The sequence below is a fragment of the Amaricoccus sp. B4 genome, assembly GCF_043226085.1.
Taxonomy (GTDB): Bacteria; Pseudomonadota; Alphaproteobacteria; order Rhodobacterales; family Rhodobacteraceae; genus Amaricoccus.
This window is the reverse complement of sequence record NZ_CP171225.1, coordinates 3,050,358-3,065,119: the sequence shown is the minus strand read 5'-3', so window position 1 is coordinate 3,065,119 and position 14,762 is coordinate 3,050,358. Positions and strand designations below refer to the sequence as shown.

Here is a 14,762-nt window from a genome sequence, read left to right as displayed (position 1 = left end):
GACCAGCGGCCTCACTCGAAGACGAAAACCCGATCGGGGCAAAAGATCCCCGCCTGCCACCGGCCAACCGCGAGAGGCCGCCCCTCGCGGCGCACCCAGAGCGCGTCGCCCTCTTCGACCCCCTCAGGCCGGGGAAGCGGCTGGGGATTACCGTTCCCGAGCCCGACCGCCACAACGTCCGGGCAGTCCACAGCGGGTAGGCCTGCGAGCGCTGCCTCGACCGGAAGCAGCCGATCCTCGAGCGCGGCGCCCCCCCTCTCCGCGTTCGCGATCTCGATCTCTCGCCAGCTCACGGCATCCTCAAGCGCGAAGGGTCCGGACCAGAGCCGGCGCAGCGCCACAACATGGCCGTAGCTGCCGAGCACCGAGCCGAGGTCCCGGGCAATCGAGCGCACGTAACCGCCCTTGCCGCAGACAAGCTCGAATTCTGCCGTGTCGGGATCGGGGAAGGCGATGAGATCGAGGCGTTCGACATGGAGCGGCCGCGGGGCGATCTCGACAGTTTCCCCAGCACGCGCCAGCGCATAGGCGCGCTCGCCGTCTATCTTCACGGCCGATACCTGCGGCGGCACCTGCAGGATATCTCCCCGGAAGGACGGAAGCGCGGCGAGGATCGCAGCCTCTGTCGGACGAACGTCGGAGGTCGCGATCACCTCGCCCTCGGCATCGTCGGTCTGTGTCGCCGCCCCCCAGCGGACTGTGAAACGGTAGGCCTTCCGCGCATCGGTTACATGCGGCACGGTCTTTGTTGCCTCGCCGAAGGCAATCGCGAGCAGACCGGTTGCCGCCGGATCGAGCGTGCCGGCATGCCCTGCCTTGCGCGCATCAAGCGCGCGGCGCGCAGCGGCCACCGCAGTGGCGGAGGTGAGCCCTGCGGGCTTGTCGAGGATAAGCCAGCCGTGAACCGGCCGGCCCTTCTTGCGTCGCGCCATCTCTCGCACCCTCTGCAGCTGACGAAAAAATCGTGAGGCGGCGTTCTTACTCGAAACATTTCCAAAATGAAGCCCGAAATGCATTTCGCAAGGGCGCGGCAGTGTGGCTGCAGCGATCAGCACAACACGGGAGGAGACCGGATATGCGATACCCGACACTGCTCGCAACGGGCCTCGCGCTCACAGCCGTCGCGCCTGCGCTGGCGGCAGATGGCGAACGCATCCAGGTCACCGGAGAGGTGATCGATACCTGGTGCTATTTCTCGGGCGTGATGGGGGGGCCCGATGCGGTGACCGGGTCGGCGCATCACACATGTGCCCTCTGGTGCTCCGCAGGCGGCATTCCGGTGGGCCTCCTCGGTGAAGACGGCCAAGTCTACATGGTGCTGAAAATCGCGGGCGACGAACATTCGAACGGCGGCGACACCCAGCTCGCACTTGCAAGCCACGAGGTGAAGGCGGACGGGATGCTCTACCGCCGCGACGGCATCAACTACCTCGTCGTCGCCGAAGTCGTTTCCGATGAAGGCATCACGCATCTCAACCACGAGGATTTCGGACCCGTGCCGGGTTTTGCGATCCCCGATCCGAACGAGTGAGGGAGGAACTCCGATGAAGGCACTTGCAGCATTGCTCTCCCTGCTGGCCGCCCCTGCGCTGGCGCAGGATTTCTCGGAAGGCTCGGAGGCAAAGGCGTGGAATCTGCAGGGCGAGGCCCCTGCCCGTTTCGAAGCCCGTGTCACCGACATGCTCTGTGCAGTGACCGGCGACTGCCCTGCGGACTGTGGTGGCGGGGCACGGCAACTCGGGCTCGAGCGCAGCGCGGATGGTGTGCTCGTCTATCCGATGAAGAACGGCCAGCCGGTCTTTGCCGGGGCGTCGGTTGATCTCCAGCCCTATTGCAACGAGACCGTCGAGGTCGACGGGCTTCTGATCACGAACGCGGAGAATGGCGCGCGGAACGTCTACATGGTCCAACGCATCCGCAGGATGGACGAGACGGACTGGACCCCTGCCACCCGATGGACAGAAGTCTGGGCCGAGGAGCACCCCGAGGCCGCGGGCGCGGGCCCCTGGTTTCGAAGTGATCCGCGGGTGAAGGCCGCGATCGAAAAGGATGGCTATCTGGGTCTCGGGCCGGAGACGGATGCCGCCTTCATCGCCGAGTGGTTTTGACATGCGCGGTCTCCTCGCGCTCCTCCTCGCGGCCTTAGGCGCCAGCGTGGGGTCGGCTCATGAAGGGCATATCCACCCCGCGCCAGCGGCAGATCTTTCGCCGCAAGCGCCGCTTCCTTTTGCACTTGGCGGGCCCTTCCTGCTGATCGATCAGCATGGCATGCCGCGCAGCGAGGCCGACCCCGAGGGTCGAGCGCAGCTGCTCTTCTTCGGCTACGCGGCGTGCGAACAGATCTGTTCTGTCGCCCTGCCGGTGATGGCGGACGCGGTCGACAAGCTGGCGGCAACGGGGGTCCGGGTCACGCCCGTGATGATCACCATAGATCCGGAAACCGATACGGAAGATGTGATGAGAAAGCGCCTCGCCGAAGTCCATCCCGACTTCATCGGTCTAACGGGTCAGCCGGCGGCCCTCGAGAGGGCCTACTCGGCCTTCGGGATCGAGCGCAAACGGCTCTTCGCAGACCAGTCGGGCAATGACGTCTTTGCCCACGGCAGCTTCATATATCTTCTCGATGCGGAAGGCCGCTTTCTCACCCTCATTCCGCCGATCCTGACGCCCGAGCGGATCGCGGAAATCGTGTCGTCGCATCTTGGGAGTGGCGCCGGGGGATGAGGGGCTCCGGCGCCCCGGCACATCCGGCTTGGCCGGCGTGCCGCTGATCCCGGGGGACGCCGCCGCGGCAAGGGCTGCGGTGGCGTCCTGGGCCCTCAAGGCGAAGCGACTTGTCCAGCCGGAGGACCGAGGCAGACCCCGGTCCCGGTTATCGCCTCAGTTCCTGAGATAATCTGCAAGGACGGCGCGAGCGCCACGCGACCAGATATCGGTCAGATGCGCGGCGAAGCAGTCGTGGAAAGCGGCTTCGCGCGCCAGATCGCCGAAGACGCGGGAATACTCGAGAAACGCCGTTGGGTTGCTCTTTGCGTCAAGCGCACGCTCCTTGAGCTCAGCCGCGGCCTCGTCGTCGACGAAAATCGCCCGGCCTGCCTCATCCTCGGCAGCGCAATAGCGGCACCAGAACGCCACCTCGAGCGCAAGCCCGTCAACGGGCCGGCCCTCCTTCAAAGCCTGCCGGACCGTCGGAAGGATGAATTTCGGCTGGCGGTTCGACCCATCGAGGCAGAGACGCGGGATCGTATCTCCGACTTCGGGATTGGCAAACCGCGAAACGATCAGGTCAAGATAGGCCCCGTAGTCGACCCCTTCGATCGGCCCCAGCGTCGGTATCGCCTCGCTTTTCTGAAGCTTGACCAGCCAGGCACGGATATCCGGATCCGCCATCGCCTCGTGAACGAAATGATGGCCGAGAAGTGCGGAGGGATAGGCGATCGCCGCATGCCCCCCGTTCAGGATGCGCAGCTTCATGAGCTCGTAGGGCGCGACATCCTCGACGAACTCGACACCGACCTTCTCGAGCGCAGGCCGGCCAAGCGGAAAGTTGTCCTCCATCACCCATTGATGGAACGGCTCGCACACCACCGGTGCGGCATCCTCAATCCCGAAACGCTCCTTCACGAGCGCGCGCTCGCGATCCGAGGTCGCAGGCGTGATGCAATCCACCATGCTGTTCGGGAACGCGACATTCGCGCCGATCCATGCGGCGAAGTCGGGATCGAGCAGGGCCGCGAGACCCTCCACTGCCTGCCGCGCGACATGGCCGTTCTCGGGCAGGTTGTCGCATGTCATCACCGTGAAGGGGGGATGTCCCGCAGCGCGGCGCGCCTTCAGACCGGCGATAAGCAGGCCGAAGACTGTCTTCGGCGCATCCGGCGTCGCGACATCGCCCATGATATCGGGATGCGTTCCGTCGAAGCCCCCGGTCATGGCGTCGATGTAATATCCCCCCTCGGTGATCGTGAGCGAAACAATGCGGATCGCCGGGTCCGCGAGTGCTTGCACCAGCTTGGCGCCATCGACCTCGAGAAAATCTACCATCGGGCCGATCACCCGCGCGGAAAGCCCTTCCGGATCGAGCTCGACGATCGTGGTGAGCCAATCCTGCCGGGCGAGGCGATCGCGCATCGCCGTGTCTGTCGGCCGCACACCCGCGCCGATGAGCCCCCAGTCATGATCCAGGCCCAAGTTGAAAAGGCGATCGAGGTAGAGCTGCTGGTGAGCGCGGTGAAAGTTCCCGACCCCTATATGCAGAATGCCCGGCGCGAGCTCTGCCCGGGCATAGCGTGGCGTTTCGACGGCCGCATCGAGCTGGTCCAGTGCGGCAAGAGAGAGCGGTGTCGGCATGAGGTCACCCCTTTTTCAGTCCTGTGTCCGTTTGCCGGTCCATGCAAGTGCCGGCCGACCGGATCGTTCATGTGCCGCCGGCGCAGTCTCACACCCGGACAGCGATACGATCGCATCCGGAAAAGCGGCGGCTCGTATGGCGCGCCCCGGTGTTTCTGCGGCGCCTGAGCCATATCGGGCGCCGCCAGGCCGGTGCGGTGTGACGGCCCTAACGGCCGGGAAGCTGAATCGTCCGGCTCATGGCATCCGCAGTCCCTTGTCGTCGAAACGGTGCAGCTTCTCCATGTCAGGGGTGATGAACACCCTGTCGCCATGATGAAGACTGACCTCACCATTGCCGCGCACCGTTACCGTGCCGTGATCCTTGAGATCGACGTAAAGGAAGGTGTCGGAGCCCAGATGCTCGGAGACCACGACCGTGCCTTCCCAAGTGCCCGAGTCGGTCGAGAGCAGGCAGTGCTCCGGCCTTATGCCGATGGTGCCAGCGCTGTACTTCTTGGCTTCCTGGCCTTGGATCAAGTTCATCTTGGGGCTTCCGATGAAGCCTGCAACGAAGAGGTTGCGCGGGGTGCGGTAGAGTTCGAGCGGGCTGCCAACCTGCTCGATCACGCCCGCGCGCAGCACCACGATCTTGTCGGCCATGGTCATCGCTTCGACCTGGTCATGGGTCACGTAGATCATCGTGGTCTTCAGGCGTTCGTGCAGTTCGGAGATCTCAAGCCGCATGCCCACGCGCAAAGCCGCATCAAGGTTGGAGAGCGGCTCGTCGAACAGAAAGGCCGCGGGTTCCCGCACGATGGCCCGTCCGATCGCCACCCGCTGCCGCTGGCCGCCTGAAAGCTGGCCGGGACGGCGCTCTAGATAGTCTGTGAGGTTGAGCGCCTTTGCTGCTGCATCGATCTTGCGGTTCTGCTCCTCCTGCGGCACGCCGGCCATCTTCATCGGAAAGGCAATATTCTTGCGCACCGACATGTGGGGATAGAGCGCATAGGACTGGAAGACCATTGCGAGGCCGCGCTTCGAGGGAGGCGCGTGGGTCGCATCCTGTCCGTCGATCCGGATCTGGCCGCCGGAGACATCTTCGAGCCCGGCGATAAGCCGGAGCAACGTCGACTTCCCGCAACCCGAGGGGCCGACGAAGACCACGAATTCCCCGTCTTCAATGGTGAGATCAAGAGGCGGTATGACTTCCACCTCGCCGAAAGCCTTCTTCACCTTGTCGAGTGTAATACGTCCCATGAGTCTATTCCTATTTCACAGCGCCGAAGGTGAGTCCGCGAACGAGCTGCTTCTGGCTGAACCAGCCGATGACCATGATTGGCACAATCGCCATCACGGATGCAGCAGAGAGCTTGCCGTAGAACAGGCCCTGCGGCGACGAGAAACCTGCGATGAATTTGGTGAGTGGAGCGGCCTGAAAGGTCGTGAGGTTGAGTGTCCAGAACGACTCGTTCCAGGCAAGGATGACGTTCAGCAGCAAGGTGGAGGCAATCCCCGGGATGGCCATCGGCGTCAGTACGTAGAGGATCTCGCTCATCAGGTTGGCGCCGTCCATCCGGGCAGCTTCCAGAATGTCGCCGGGGATCTCACGAAAGTAGGTGTAGAGCATCCAGACGATGATCGGCAGGTTCATCAACATCAGGACGATCATCAGCATGAAGCGCGTATCGATGAGACCCAGCGACTTGCCCATCAGATAGATCGGCACAAGGACGCCGGCCGCCGGCATCATCTTGGTCGAGAGCATCCACATCAGCAGATCCTTGGTCCGCTTGCCATGGACGAAGGCCATGGCCCAGGCAGCCGGGATCGCGATGATCATGCCCAGCACGGTAGAACCGACGGAAATCACCACCGAGTTCCAGAAATACGAGCCATAGCCGCGCTGCGCGATGACGTCGTGGTAGTTCTGCATCGTCCAGTCGAAGCCGACGAAGACCGGGGGCGAGGCGACGGCGACCTCCTCGGGCTTGAAGCTTGTCAGGAAGGTCCAGAGGATGGGGAAAAAGATGATCAGCGCCACAACCCAGGCGGCTGCTGTATTGATCGACTTCTGTGCGGGAGTGACAACACGTGCCATGGGTGCGGTTTCCTCAATCCAGGTTCTTGCCGATCGCCTTCATCAGGAAGATGGCGACGATGTTTGCGAGAATGACGGCGACGACCCCGCCTGCGGCAGCGGTGCCGGCATCGAAGTCAAGGAGTGCTTCCTTGTAGATCAGGAAGGGCAGCGTGGTGGAGGCAGTGCCGGGTCCGCCATTGGTGGTCACGAGGATTTCGCCGAAAACTCCCAGCAGGAAGATCGTCTGGATCAGCACGACAACGGTTATCGCCCGGCTCATGTGCGGCAGCATGATGTACCAGAAACGGGAGAGCGGGGGGGCGCCATCCATCTCCGCCGCCTCGAGCTGCTCCCCATCGAGCGATTGCAGCGCAGTGAGCAGGATCAGAGTTGCGAAGGGTAACCACTCCCAGGAAACGATGAAGATGATCGACGCGAGCGGCGCTTGCCCGAGGAAATCATATGGCGCCATGCCGACGTATTTCGCGGCTTCGGCAAAAAGTCCGTTCGACGGGTTGAAGAACATGTTCTTCCAGATCAACGCGGACACAGGCGGCATGATGAAGAAGGGCGAGATCACCAGAATGCGGACTGGCCCCTGGCCCCAGATCGGACGATCGATCAGGAGGGCAATCAGGATGCCGAGAACGACGGTGACGATGAGCACACCGAGCACGAGGATCAACGTGTTGGCCACCGCGCCACCGAAGCCCGGTGAGAGAACGAAGCGGGTGTAGTTCCGCAACCCGACAAAGCCGGACCGGTCGGGGTAGAGCAGCTGATAGCGCTGAAGGGAGTAGTAGATTGTCGTGCCGAGCGGGATCGCCATCCAGAGAAACAGGAGGATGACCGTCGGCGATATCATGAGACGTGCAGCGGATCGCGAGGCTTGTGTGGCCATGGGGCGCTCCAACGAGGGAGGGGCGGTGGATCGGGGCCGGACGGCGCATGGCTGCACCGAGATGGAAGGGTCCCGGGCGACAGAGGAGCCGGACGCTGTCGATCGGTGCTGCCGTGCCGGAGCGAACGGCAGCACCAGGAAAATGCGATCCGGCAGCGCGCGGACCAGTTAGGGAAGGTGGCCCACGCAGGCGTGGATCGGACCGGGTTTACTTGTATCCGGCGTCGATCATCGCATCGTCGGTCAGCGTCTGGGCTTCGGCCAGAGCCTCCTCACCCGACTTCTGCCCGGCAAGCGCTGCCGACATCTGCTGGCCCACATCGGTGCCGATCCCCTGGAACTCGGGGATCGCGACGAACTGCGCGCCGGTGTAGGGGGTGTCCTGCACGGATGGATGCTGTGTGTTTACTGCATTCATCGATTCAAGCGTCATCTCGGCGAAAGGAGCATCGGCGAGATAGTCGGGGTTTTCATACAGCGAGCTGCGAGTGCCCGGAGGAGCTGCCCGCCAGCCCTGCTCGGAAGCCACCAGCTCGGTGTATTCCTTCGACGTCGCCCATTCGATGAAGGTCTTCGCAGCGTCCTGCTTCTGCGACGAGGCAGGTATGGCCAGTGACCAGGCCCAGAGCCAGTTTCCGTGGTTGTCCACGCCTTCCTTGTTCGGGAATTGAGCAAAGCCCACACTGTCTGCAACGGTCGAATCCGGGCCGGTCACGAAGCCCGCGGCGACCGTCGCATCGATCCACATCCCGCACTTGCCCTGCTGGAACAGCGTCAGGTTTTCGTTGAAACCGTTGGAGGACGCACCAGGAGGCCCGTAGTTCTGCATCAGGTCGAGATAGTCGGCGACGGTTTCCTGCCACTCGGCGCTGTCTAACTGCGGGTTCCAGTCCATGTCGAACCAGCGCGCACCGTAACTGTTGGACATGGCGCCGAGGAGTGCCATGTTCTCGCCCCAGCCGGCCTTGCCCCGCAGGCAGATGCCGTAGATTTCGTTGTCCTTGTCGGTCATCGCCTTGGCGGCGGCCTTGACATCGGTCCAGGTCGGGCTCGCGGGCATCTGGATCCCGGCCTTCTCGGCAAGATCGGTGCGATACATAATCATCGCCGACTCGCCGTAGAACGGCAGGGCGAAAAGCGTGTCATCGACGGACAGCGCGCCACGTACCGCCGGAAGTAGATCATCGACGTCGTAATCTGCGGAAAGGTTGTCGAGCGGCACGAGCCAGCCCTGCTTGCCCCAGATAGGAACCTCGTAGGTGCCGATCGTCAGCACGTCATACTGGCCGCCGCCGGTCGCGATGTCGGTCGTGACCTGCTGCCGCAGCGCATTTTCTTCCAGCGTGACCCAGTTCACCTGGATATCGGGATGCGCCTCATAAAACGCCTGCATCAGGCCCTGCATGCGGATCATGTCGCCGTTGTTCACGGTCGCGACGGTGAGCGTTTCTGCAAACCCGGCCGAGGCAACGAGGGTCATCGCGCTCGCACCGAGGAGCGCGGTGATGGAATTCTTCATGGTGGTCCTCCCTGGAGATTGGGCATTTGCTACCCTTATGGGCAAGTACTCGATCACTATGAGAGTCGAGTCAAGGAAAATCCTAAGCAAAATCCTGCTGACAAGGTTAGCGGGACAGAGCGCCAGTCGCGCCCCGGTTGCGATATATCTTGAAGAAGGTAGCGCGGTGGGAGGCTCAGTCGAGTTCGAGTACCAGCTGGGCCGTGGCCTCGTCGGTGATGAGGCCGTTTATGAGGCGGCCCTTGAGTGCAGCGGCGATCGCGGGCGCCTTCACCGTACCGGTGGCGATCCCGACGACAGGACGGGTTGCGTCCACATCAAGCGGAGCGCTTGCAACGCGGTTATTGGTCAGCCCATGGATCAATTGCCCATTCTCGTCATAGACCCAGGCTGTGATCTCCCCGATTGCCCCTGCCCGCTCGAGCGCTCTGAGTTCATCAGGCCGCACGAAGCCGTCGGCGACAAGCGGGGCCCTGAGATCAAGATTGCCCACTCCGACGAAGGAAATGTCGGCCTGCCGACAGAGCTCGAGCGTATTGCTGACCGGCTCGAGCGCATGGAGGATCGCCAGTTCCTCCGGATTGCGCGCCAGCACCGGCAGCGGCATCGGATAGTGCCGCGCATTCACCCGCTGCGCCATGCGGATCACGACGTTGTAGGGCGTCGCGGCCCCGTCCGACATCATGTTGCCCAGCATCGAGACGATGCGATGGTGCGGGCACTCCATGGCCGGCATCTGCTCGACGCAAGCCAGCAGGGCGCGCCCCGTCCCCATCGAGATGATCTTCGGCTCCTTCGATTTAAGAAGCCTCTCGAGTTCCGTCGCGCCGACGATCGCAACTCCGGCAAGGTGCCCTGGCGCAGCCGGATCGCTCGGCACAACCTCGCAGAGCCGGAGATTATGGCGTTCCCGCAAGGCAGCGCTCAATTCCATGCAGCGCGCAATCGGATGGTCGAGCCGGACCTTGATCAGGCGCTCACTGACCGCGAGCGAGACGAGGCGCTGCGCCGACTGTCGCGAAACGCCGAGCTTCCGCGCGATCTCGTCCTGGGTGTTTCCGGCGACGTAATAGAGCCATCCAGCCCGGGCGGCATCGTCAAGTCGGCTCCGCTCCCCCCCGACAGCTCCATTCATCGTGTATTGTCCCATTCATCAGATCGGGCCGAATCTGCGCGAATTCGGCCCATGAGTCAAAGCTCACCACACCGGGGACTGCCGACTGACTGGCCAGAAGGCCCTCACCTTTCAAGTGCGCACCGCCGGTGTAACGCAGCACGGGCATGCCTGCTGCAAGCGCTGCGGCGATACCCGGGACGCTGTCCTCGATCACCAGACACCGCTTGGGCGCCACACCCATGCGCGAGGCCGCATGGAGGAAGAGATCGGGAGCGGGCTTGCCCCGCGGCACTTCCGATGCGGTAAAGACGTCAGCCCCGAAGCGGTCCGCAAGCCCCACGATGCGCAGCGCCTGTGCGACCCGCGGCGGGCTGCTGCTCGTGGCGACGCAGGCGGGGACGCAGATCCGATCCAGCACGGGCATGAGCCCCTCCGTCAACCGCAGGCTCCGCTGGAACTCCGCGATCAGCCCCGTTCGGTAGCGCGCTTCGAAATCGCCGGGCAATGGGCACTCGAAATTCCGCCGAATGTCCTCGGCGACGGTTGGAAAGCTCCTACCAAGGAAGTGCCGCCGCACATGGTCGAGGTCGAGCACGATGCCGACGCGCGCGAGCTCCGCTATGAGCACCCTTGCACTGATGATCTCGCTGTCGATGAGGACCCCGTCGCAATCGAAGATCACGAGATCGGTTCGGGCCCTTTTCATCACATTCCCCTTCCGAGACGCCTCCGCTTCGCATAGCGCGAAACCGGCCGCACGCGAAGGCCCGCCTTTGCCGCCGTCATTACCGAAAACTTGAGCCGAGCTCCGGCTTTTCCTCTTGGCTGGATGCCTGCTAGGCTCGCCCTGGAAACGCCTGCTGCGGACTGCCAACGTGCGCCAGATCCGACGTGAGGAGCCAGACCATGAGCCTGATGGCCGACCTTCTGTCCACACTCTTCGAGCGCCGCTATGCAGCGGCCGAAACCCGCGACGACCGACCGATGCGCCAACTCGCGCAGGACCTTCTGACGAGCCGCGGCGAAGTGTCGGGAATGGCGCTCGCCCGCCAGATCCTCGACCGCTATGCCGCACGAACCGACGATCGGAAGCGCTCGTTCTTTGAATACCTCGGCCGCGAACTGGACATCGATGCGGACGCGATGCGCTCCGCCCTCGAGGCTTACGGTGCCGATCCGTCCAAGAGGAACTACGGCCGCCTGATGGCCGCGTCCGAGCCGCGACGCCAGGAGCTTGCCCGCCGCCTCAACCAGGTGCCGGGCGCGACCGGCCGGCTCGTGGAGATGCGGGCAGACCTGCTCCGGCTTGCCGGCGATGATCCCGCCCTGGCCCGGGTCGAGTCGGATCTCCGCCATCTCTTCGCCTCGTGGTTCAACCGCGGCTTCCTCGTGCTCAGGCCGATCAACTGGGAGAGCCCCGCGCATATTCTCGACAAGATCATCGCCTACGAGGCAGTGCATGCCATCCATTCCTGGGACGACCTGCGCCGCCGCCTGCGCCCGGCCGACCGGCGCTGCTTCGGCTTCTTCCACCCGGTCATGCCGGACGAGCCGCTGATCTTCGTCCAGGTTGCGTTGACCAGGGGCATCCCAGGCTCGATCCAGGGCCTGCTCGCCGAAGAGCGCCCCGAGCTGAAGCCGGGCGAGGCCGACACGGCGGTCTTCTATTCCATCTCGAACTGCCAGGCCGGGCTCGCCGGGATCTCCTTCGGCAACTCTCTCATCAAGCAGGTGGTGGAGGATCTTTCGCGAGAACTTCCGCAGCTTAAGTCCTTCGTCACGCTCTCGCCCATCCCCGGCCTTATGCGCTGGGTCGAGAGCGAAGGCCTTGGCGACCGCGCCGGAAGCCCGGAGACGCTCCGGCTGCTTGCGGCGCATTACCTGATCAATGCCAAGCGCAGGGAAGAGAAGCCGCTGGATCCGGTGGCCCGTTTCCACCTCAACAATGGCGCCTTCATTCACAACATCCACCCGATGGGCGATCTGTCCCCAAACGGTCTCACCCAATCGGGGGGCGCAATGGTGAACTATCTCTATGACCTGAAGCGGATCTCGAAGAATCACGAGGATTTCGCGAACAACAACAAGGTTGTCGCGGCAAAAGAGATTCTGAATCTCGCCCGTGCCCCCCTGCCTGCCCCCCAGCTCCGGACCGGAACCGATGCCTGAAAATCCCCTCTACGACCGCCTCTTCGGCCGCCATGCCGGACGGCAGACACCTTTCCTTCATCTGCCATCGGGTGAGACCATCACCCACGATGCGTTCGTCCGGCGGGCTGCCCGCTATGCCAATGCGATCACGCAGATCGGCCTCTTGCCCGGAGACCGGCTCGCAGTGCAGATCCAGAAGGGCCCGGAGGCGCTCGCGGTCTATGCCGCCTGCACCCAGGCCGGTGTCATCTTCCTGCCGCTCAATACCGCCTACACACCCGCCGAACTCGACTACTTTGTCGGAAATTCCGGCGCGAAGCTGCTGCTCTGCGATCCTGCCTCGGAAACGGCCTTGGCGCCGGTCGCAACGGCGCATGGCGCAGTGCTCGCCACCCTCGGCGCCGATGGCAGCGGCTCCTTTGCCGAACGCGCGGCCGCCCAATCAGAACACTTCGAAACGACTGCCCGCAGCGAGGATGACCTCGCGGCTTTCCTTTACACCTCCGGAACGACGGGGCGTTCGAAGGGCGCAATGCTGACGCAGGCCAACCTGCTCTCGAACTCGGAAATGCTTGTCGACTACTGGCAATTCACCGCATCCGACGTCCTCCTCCATGCGCTTCCAATCTTCCACACCCACGGGCTTTTCGTCGCGACGAACGTGACGCTGCTCGCAGGGGGCGCGATGATCTTCCTGCCGAAATTCGAGATCGATGCCGTCATCGCGGCGCTTCCGAAGGCGACCGCGATGATGGGTGTACCGACCTTCTACACCCGCCTCCTCGACGATCCGCGCCTCACCCGTGACCTTGTCGCGAAAATGCGCCTCTTCATCTCGGGCTCGGCACCGCTTCTCGCCGAAACGCATCAGCTTTTCGAGGCGCGAACCGGCCACCGGATCCTCGAGCGCTACGGCATGACAGAGACGAACATGAACACCTCGAACCCCTACGAGGGAGAGCGGCGCGCCGGCACCGTGGGCTTTCCGCTGCCAGGCGTCGAGCTCAAGGTCACCGACCCTGCAACAGGCGCCGAACTTCCGCAGGGCGAGATCGGACTCATCGAGGTGCGTGGCCCGAACGTCTTCAAAGGCTACTGGCAGATGCCTGAAAAGACCGCCGAGGAATTGCGCGAGAACGGCTTCTTCATCACCGGCGATCTCGGCCACGTCGATGCGGACGGCTACGTGACGATCGTCGGGCGCAACAAGGATCTCATCATTTCCGGCGGCTTCAACATCTATCCGAAGGAAATCGAACTCGTACTCGACGAACAACCCGGCGTTCTGGAGAGTGCGGTCATCGGGGTGCCACATGCCGACTTCGGCGAGAGCGTTGTCGCGATCCTGGTTGCCCGCAAAGGCGAGACACCCGAAATCGAGGCCATCCGCACGCGCCTTCGCGACACGCTTGCCGGGTTCAAGCAGCCTCGGGCCTACGTGCTGATGAACGAGCTTCCCCGAAACACGATGGGCAAGGTGCAGAAGAATGCGCTCCGCGAAGCGCATGCCCGCATTTTCTCTGAAGCAGCCGAGGCAGGGTGAGCAGGCCTCAGGGCGTCACCGGCATGATGTGGTGGCTGTAAAAATATCTCAGTGCGCCCTCATGGAAGGGCGCGGTCAGCCCGCTCGTCACCATCTGCTTCTCGTCCAGATGGGCAAAGGCCGGATGCGCCGCCCGGAACTCATCAAGATTGCTGAAGACCGCCTTCACCAGCTCCTGCACGATTGTGGGCGGCGTGCGCGCCGAAGCCACAAGCGTCGCGGCGAGGGCAAACCCCGGAACCGAGGTCGTTTGCCCCGGATAGGTTCCGGCCGGAATCTGGTAATCGAAATAGTAGGGATATCCGCTAATGACGCGCTCGATCTGATCTCCCTGCACCGGGAGCAGGATCACGCCGCAAAGTGACAGCATTTCCTCCACGACAAGGTTCGGATGCGCCACGATAAAAACGGCCGCATCGACCTCTCCGGAGCAGAGCGCGCGCGGCAGTTCGCTCATCGGAAGCTCCGAGACATAGGAGAAATCCTGATCCTTCCAGCCCATCGCGTCCATGACGACTTCCATGGTCGCGCGGCTTCCCGAGCCTTGCGGACCAAGATTGACCCGCTTGCCGATGAGATCGGAGAATGTGCTGATCCCCGCATCCGGCCGGGCGACAACGGTAAACGGCTCTGGAAACAGCGAGAAGAGCGACCTGAGCTCGGAGTCCCGCCCCGCGCTCTGGAAGACACCGGTCCCGTTCACCGCGTTGTTCTGCCAGTCCGATTGCGCGATCGCGAAGGTCACCGCTCCGCTCCGCACCTCGCGAAGATTTTCGATAGAGCCATTGGTGCGCTCTGCAATGCAGCGGATCCCGTGCTCCCAGCGATGGGCATTGAGCAGCCCGCAGATCACGCCGCCGGCGAAATAATAGACCCCAGTCCGCTCGCCCGTTGCAATGCTGACAAGACTGAGATCCCCCCTCGTTGCGGATTGAGCCGAGGCTAGGCCGCACCAGGCAGCAAGCACAATGAGACCGATCGTCGCGCGCGAGACGAGGCCTCGCCGCAGATTGCCCGCGAGAAAACGAATTCTGGGCATCCTGTCTCCCTTTCGGTGGGATGCATCCCTGCCGTTCAGACCGGGCCAAGGTTAGTCCGCTGCCGCACCGATCCGCAATA

General features: G+C 63.4%; 14 protein-coding genes. 5 read left to right on the top strand and 9 right to left on the bottom strand.

All coding sequences use genetic code 11. From position 1 onward, the window contains the following. Window positions 1–11: 11 nt before the first annotated feature. Entirely contained in the window at window positions 12–932 is a 921-nt protein-coding gene (truB, locus tag ACF66B_RS14765; RefSeq protein ID WP_111430036.1) for a tRNA pseudouridine(55) synthase TruB, read from the bottom strand. A gap of 143 nt (window positions 933–1,075) precedes the next feature. Between truB and ACF66B_RS14760 the strand changes: the two genes are divergently transcribed. Genes ACF66B_RS14760 through ACF66B_RS14750 form a run of 3 tightly spaced genes read left to right on the top strand, consistent with a single transcriptional unit; the run spans window position 1,076 to window position 2,724 of the window. After that, window positions 1,076–1,531, top strand: a complete 456-nt coding sequence (locus ACF66B_RS14760; protein ID WP_111430035.1) for a hypothetical protein — start codon at window positions 1,076–1,078, stop codon at window positions 1,529–1,531. Between the two features lie 13 nt (window positions 1,532–1,544). Further along, window positions 1,545–2,108, top strand: coding sequence for a hypothetical protein (locus tag ACF66B_RS14755; RefSeq protein WP_111430034.1), 564 nt, complete (start codon window positions 1,545–1,547; stop codon window positions 2,106–2,108). Window position 2,109: 1 nt separating this feature from the next. After that, window positions 2,110–2,724: an SCO family protein gene (locus ACF66B_RS14750; RefSeq protein ID WP_162683276.1), complete on the top strand. Its 615-nt coding sequence runs from the start codon at window positions 2,110–2,112 to the stop codon at window positions 2,722–2,724. 156 nt (window positions 2,725–2,880) lie between these two features. Here ACF66B_RS14750 and ACF66B_RS14745 read toward each other — a convergent pair whose 3' ends face one another. The 7 genes from ACF66B_RS14745 to ACF66B_RS14715 form a co-directional block, all read right to left on the bottom strand. Beyond that, on the bottom strand, window positions 2,881–4,350 hold the full coding sequence (locus ACF66B_RS14745) for a mannitol dehydrogenase family protein (RefSeq protein WP_111430032.1): 1,470 nt from the start codon (window positions 4,348–4,350) through the stop codon (window positions 2,881–2,883). 237 nt (window positions 4,351–4,587) lie between these two features. Beyond that, window positions 4,588–5,589, bottom strand: a complete 1,002-nt coding sequence (locus ACF66B_RS14740) for an ABC transporter ATP-binding protein (protein WP_111430031.1) — start codon at window positions 5,587–5,589, stop codon at window positions 4,588–4,590. Between the two features lie 10 nt (window positions 5,590–5,599). Continuing rightward, the gene (locus ACF66B_RS14735) at window positions 5,600–6,430 is read right to left on the bottom strand and encodes a carbohydrate ABC transporter permease (RefSeq protein WP_111430030.1); all 831 of its coding nucleotides are present in this window, start codon (window positions 6,428–6,430) and stop codon (window positions 5,600–5,602) included. A 13-nt stretch (window positions 6,431–6,443) separates the two neighbouring features. After that, a complete protein-coding gene (locus tag ACF66B_RS14730; RefSeq protein ID WP_111430029.1) occupies window positions 6,444–7,313 on the bottom strand; it encodes a carbohydrate ABC transporter permease in 870 nt (289 codons plus the stop codon). A gap of 208 nt (window positions 7,314–7,521) precedes the next feature. Next, a complete protein-coding gene (locus ACF66B_RS14725) occupies window positions 7,522–8,832 on the bottom strand; it encodes a sugar ABC transporter substrate-binding protein (RefSeq protein ID WP_111430028.1) in 1,311 nt (436 codons plus the stop codon). A gap of 175 nt (window positions 8,833–9,007) precedes the next feature. Beyond that, the gene (locus ACF66B_RS14720) at window positions 9,008–9,967 is read right to left on the bottom strand and encodes a sugar-binding transcriptional regulator (RefSeq protein WP_111430027.1); all 960 of its coding nucleotides are present in this window, start codon (window positions 9,965–9,967) and stop codon (window positions 9,008–9,010) included. Beyond that, entirely contained in the window at window positions 9,930–10,655 is a 726-nt protein-coding gene (locus tag ACF66B_RS14715) for an HAD family hydrolase (RefSeq protein WP_111430026.1), read from the bottom strand. The genes ACF66B_RS14720 and ACF66B_RS14715 overlap by 38 nt, the downstream gene beginning before the upstream one ends. A 200-nt stretch (window positions 10,656–10,855) precedes the next feature. Between ACF66B_RS14715 and ACF66B_RS14710 the strand changes: the two genes are divergently transcribed. Then, a complete protein-coding gene (locus ACF66B_RS14710; protein ID WP_111430025.1) occupies window positions 10,856–12,118 on the top strand; it encodes a malonyl-CoA decarboxylase domain-containing protein in 1,263 nt (420 codons plus the stop codon). Then, a complete protein-coding gene (locus tag ACF66B_RS14705) occupies window positions 12,111–13,643 on the top strand; it encodes a malonyl-CoA synthase (RefSeq protein ID WP_111430024.1) in 1,533 nt (510 codons plus the stop codon). Before ACF66B_RS14710 ends, ACF66B_RS14705 begins: the two co-directional genes overlap by 8 nt. 7 nt (window positions 13,644–13,650) lie before the next feature. On the opposite strand, the gene ACF66B_RS14700 is transcribed toward ACF66B_RS14705, so the two are convergent. Next, window positions 13,651–14,682 (bottom strand): TAXI family TRAP transporter solute-binding subunit, encoded by a 1,032-nt coding sequence (locus tag ACF66B_RS14700; protein WP_111430023.1) that lies wholly within the window; start codon window positions 14,680–14,682, stop codon window positions 13,651–13,653. Between the last annotated feature and the right edge of the window lie 80 nt (window positions 14,683–14,762).

What these genes read in the sequence shown, in the direction of transcription:
- truB (WP_111430036.1), bottom strand. Translation starts at nt 932, where the DNA reads ATGGCGCGACGCAAGAAGGGCCGGCCGGTTCACGGCTGGCTTATCCTC.
- ACF66B_RS14760 (WP_111430035.1), top strand. Translation starts at nt 1,076, where the DNA reads ATGCGATACCCGACACTGCTCGCAACGGGCCTCGCGCTCACAGCCGTC.
- ACF66B_RS14755 (WP_111430034.1), top strand. Translation starts at nt 1,545, where the DNA reads ATGAAGGCACTTGCAGCATTGCTCTCCCTGCTGGCCGCCCCTGCGCTG.
- ACF66B_RS14750 (WP_162683276.1), top strand. Translation starts at nt 2,110, where the DNA reads ATGCGCGGTCTCCTCGCGCTCCTCCTCGCGGCCTTAGGCGCCAGCGTG.
- ACF66B_RS14745 (WP_111430032.1), bottom strand. Translation starts at nt 4,350, where the DNA reads ATGCCGACACCGCTCTCTCTTGCCGCACTGGACCAGCTCGATGCGGCC.
- ACF66B_RS14740 (WP_111430031.1), bottom strand. Translation starts at nt 5,589, where the DNA reads ATGGGACGTATTACACTCGACAAGGTGAAGAAGGCTTTCGGCGAGGTG.
- ACF66B_RS14735 (WP_111430030.1), bottom strand. Translation starts at nt 6,430, where the DNA reads ATGGCACGTGTTGTCACTCCCGCACAGAAGTCGATCAATACAGCAGCC.
- ACF66B_RS14730 (WP_111430029.1), bottom strand. Translation starts at nt 7,313, where the DNA reads ATGGCCACACAAGCCTCGCGATCCGCTGCACGTCTCATGATATCGCCG.
- ACF66B_RS14725 (WP_111430028.1), bottom strand. Translation starts at nt 8,832, where the DNA reads ATGAAGAATTCCATCACCGCGCTCCTCGGTGCGAGCGCGATGACCCTC.
- ACF66B_RS14720 (WP_111430027.1), bottom strand. Translation starts at nt 9,967, where the DNA reads ATGAATGGAGCTGTCGGGGGGGAGCGGAGCCGACTTGACGATGCCGCC.
- ACF66B_RS14715 (WP_111430026.1), bottom strand. Translation starts at nt 10,655, where the DNA reads ATGAAAAGGGCCCGAACCGATCTCGTGATCTTCGATTGCGACGGGGTC.
- ACF66B_RS14710 (WP_111430025.1), top strand. Translation starts at nt 10,856, where the DNA reads ATGAGCCTGATGGCCGACCTTCTGTCCACACTCTTCGAGCGCCGCTAT.
- ACF66B_RS14705 (WP_111430024.1), top strand. Translation starts at nt 12,111, where the DNA reads ATGCCTGAAAATCCCCTCTACGACCGCCTCTTCGGCCGCCATGCCGGA.
- ACF66B_RS14700 (WP_111430023.1), bottom strand. Translation starts at nt 14,682, where the DNA reads ATGCCCAGAATTCGTTTTCTCGCGGGCAATCTGCGGCGAGGCCTCGTC.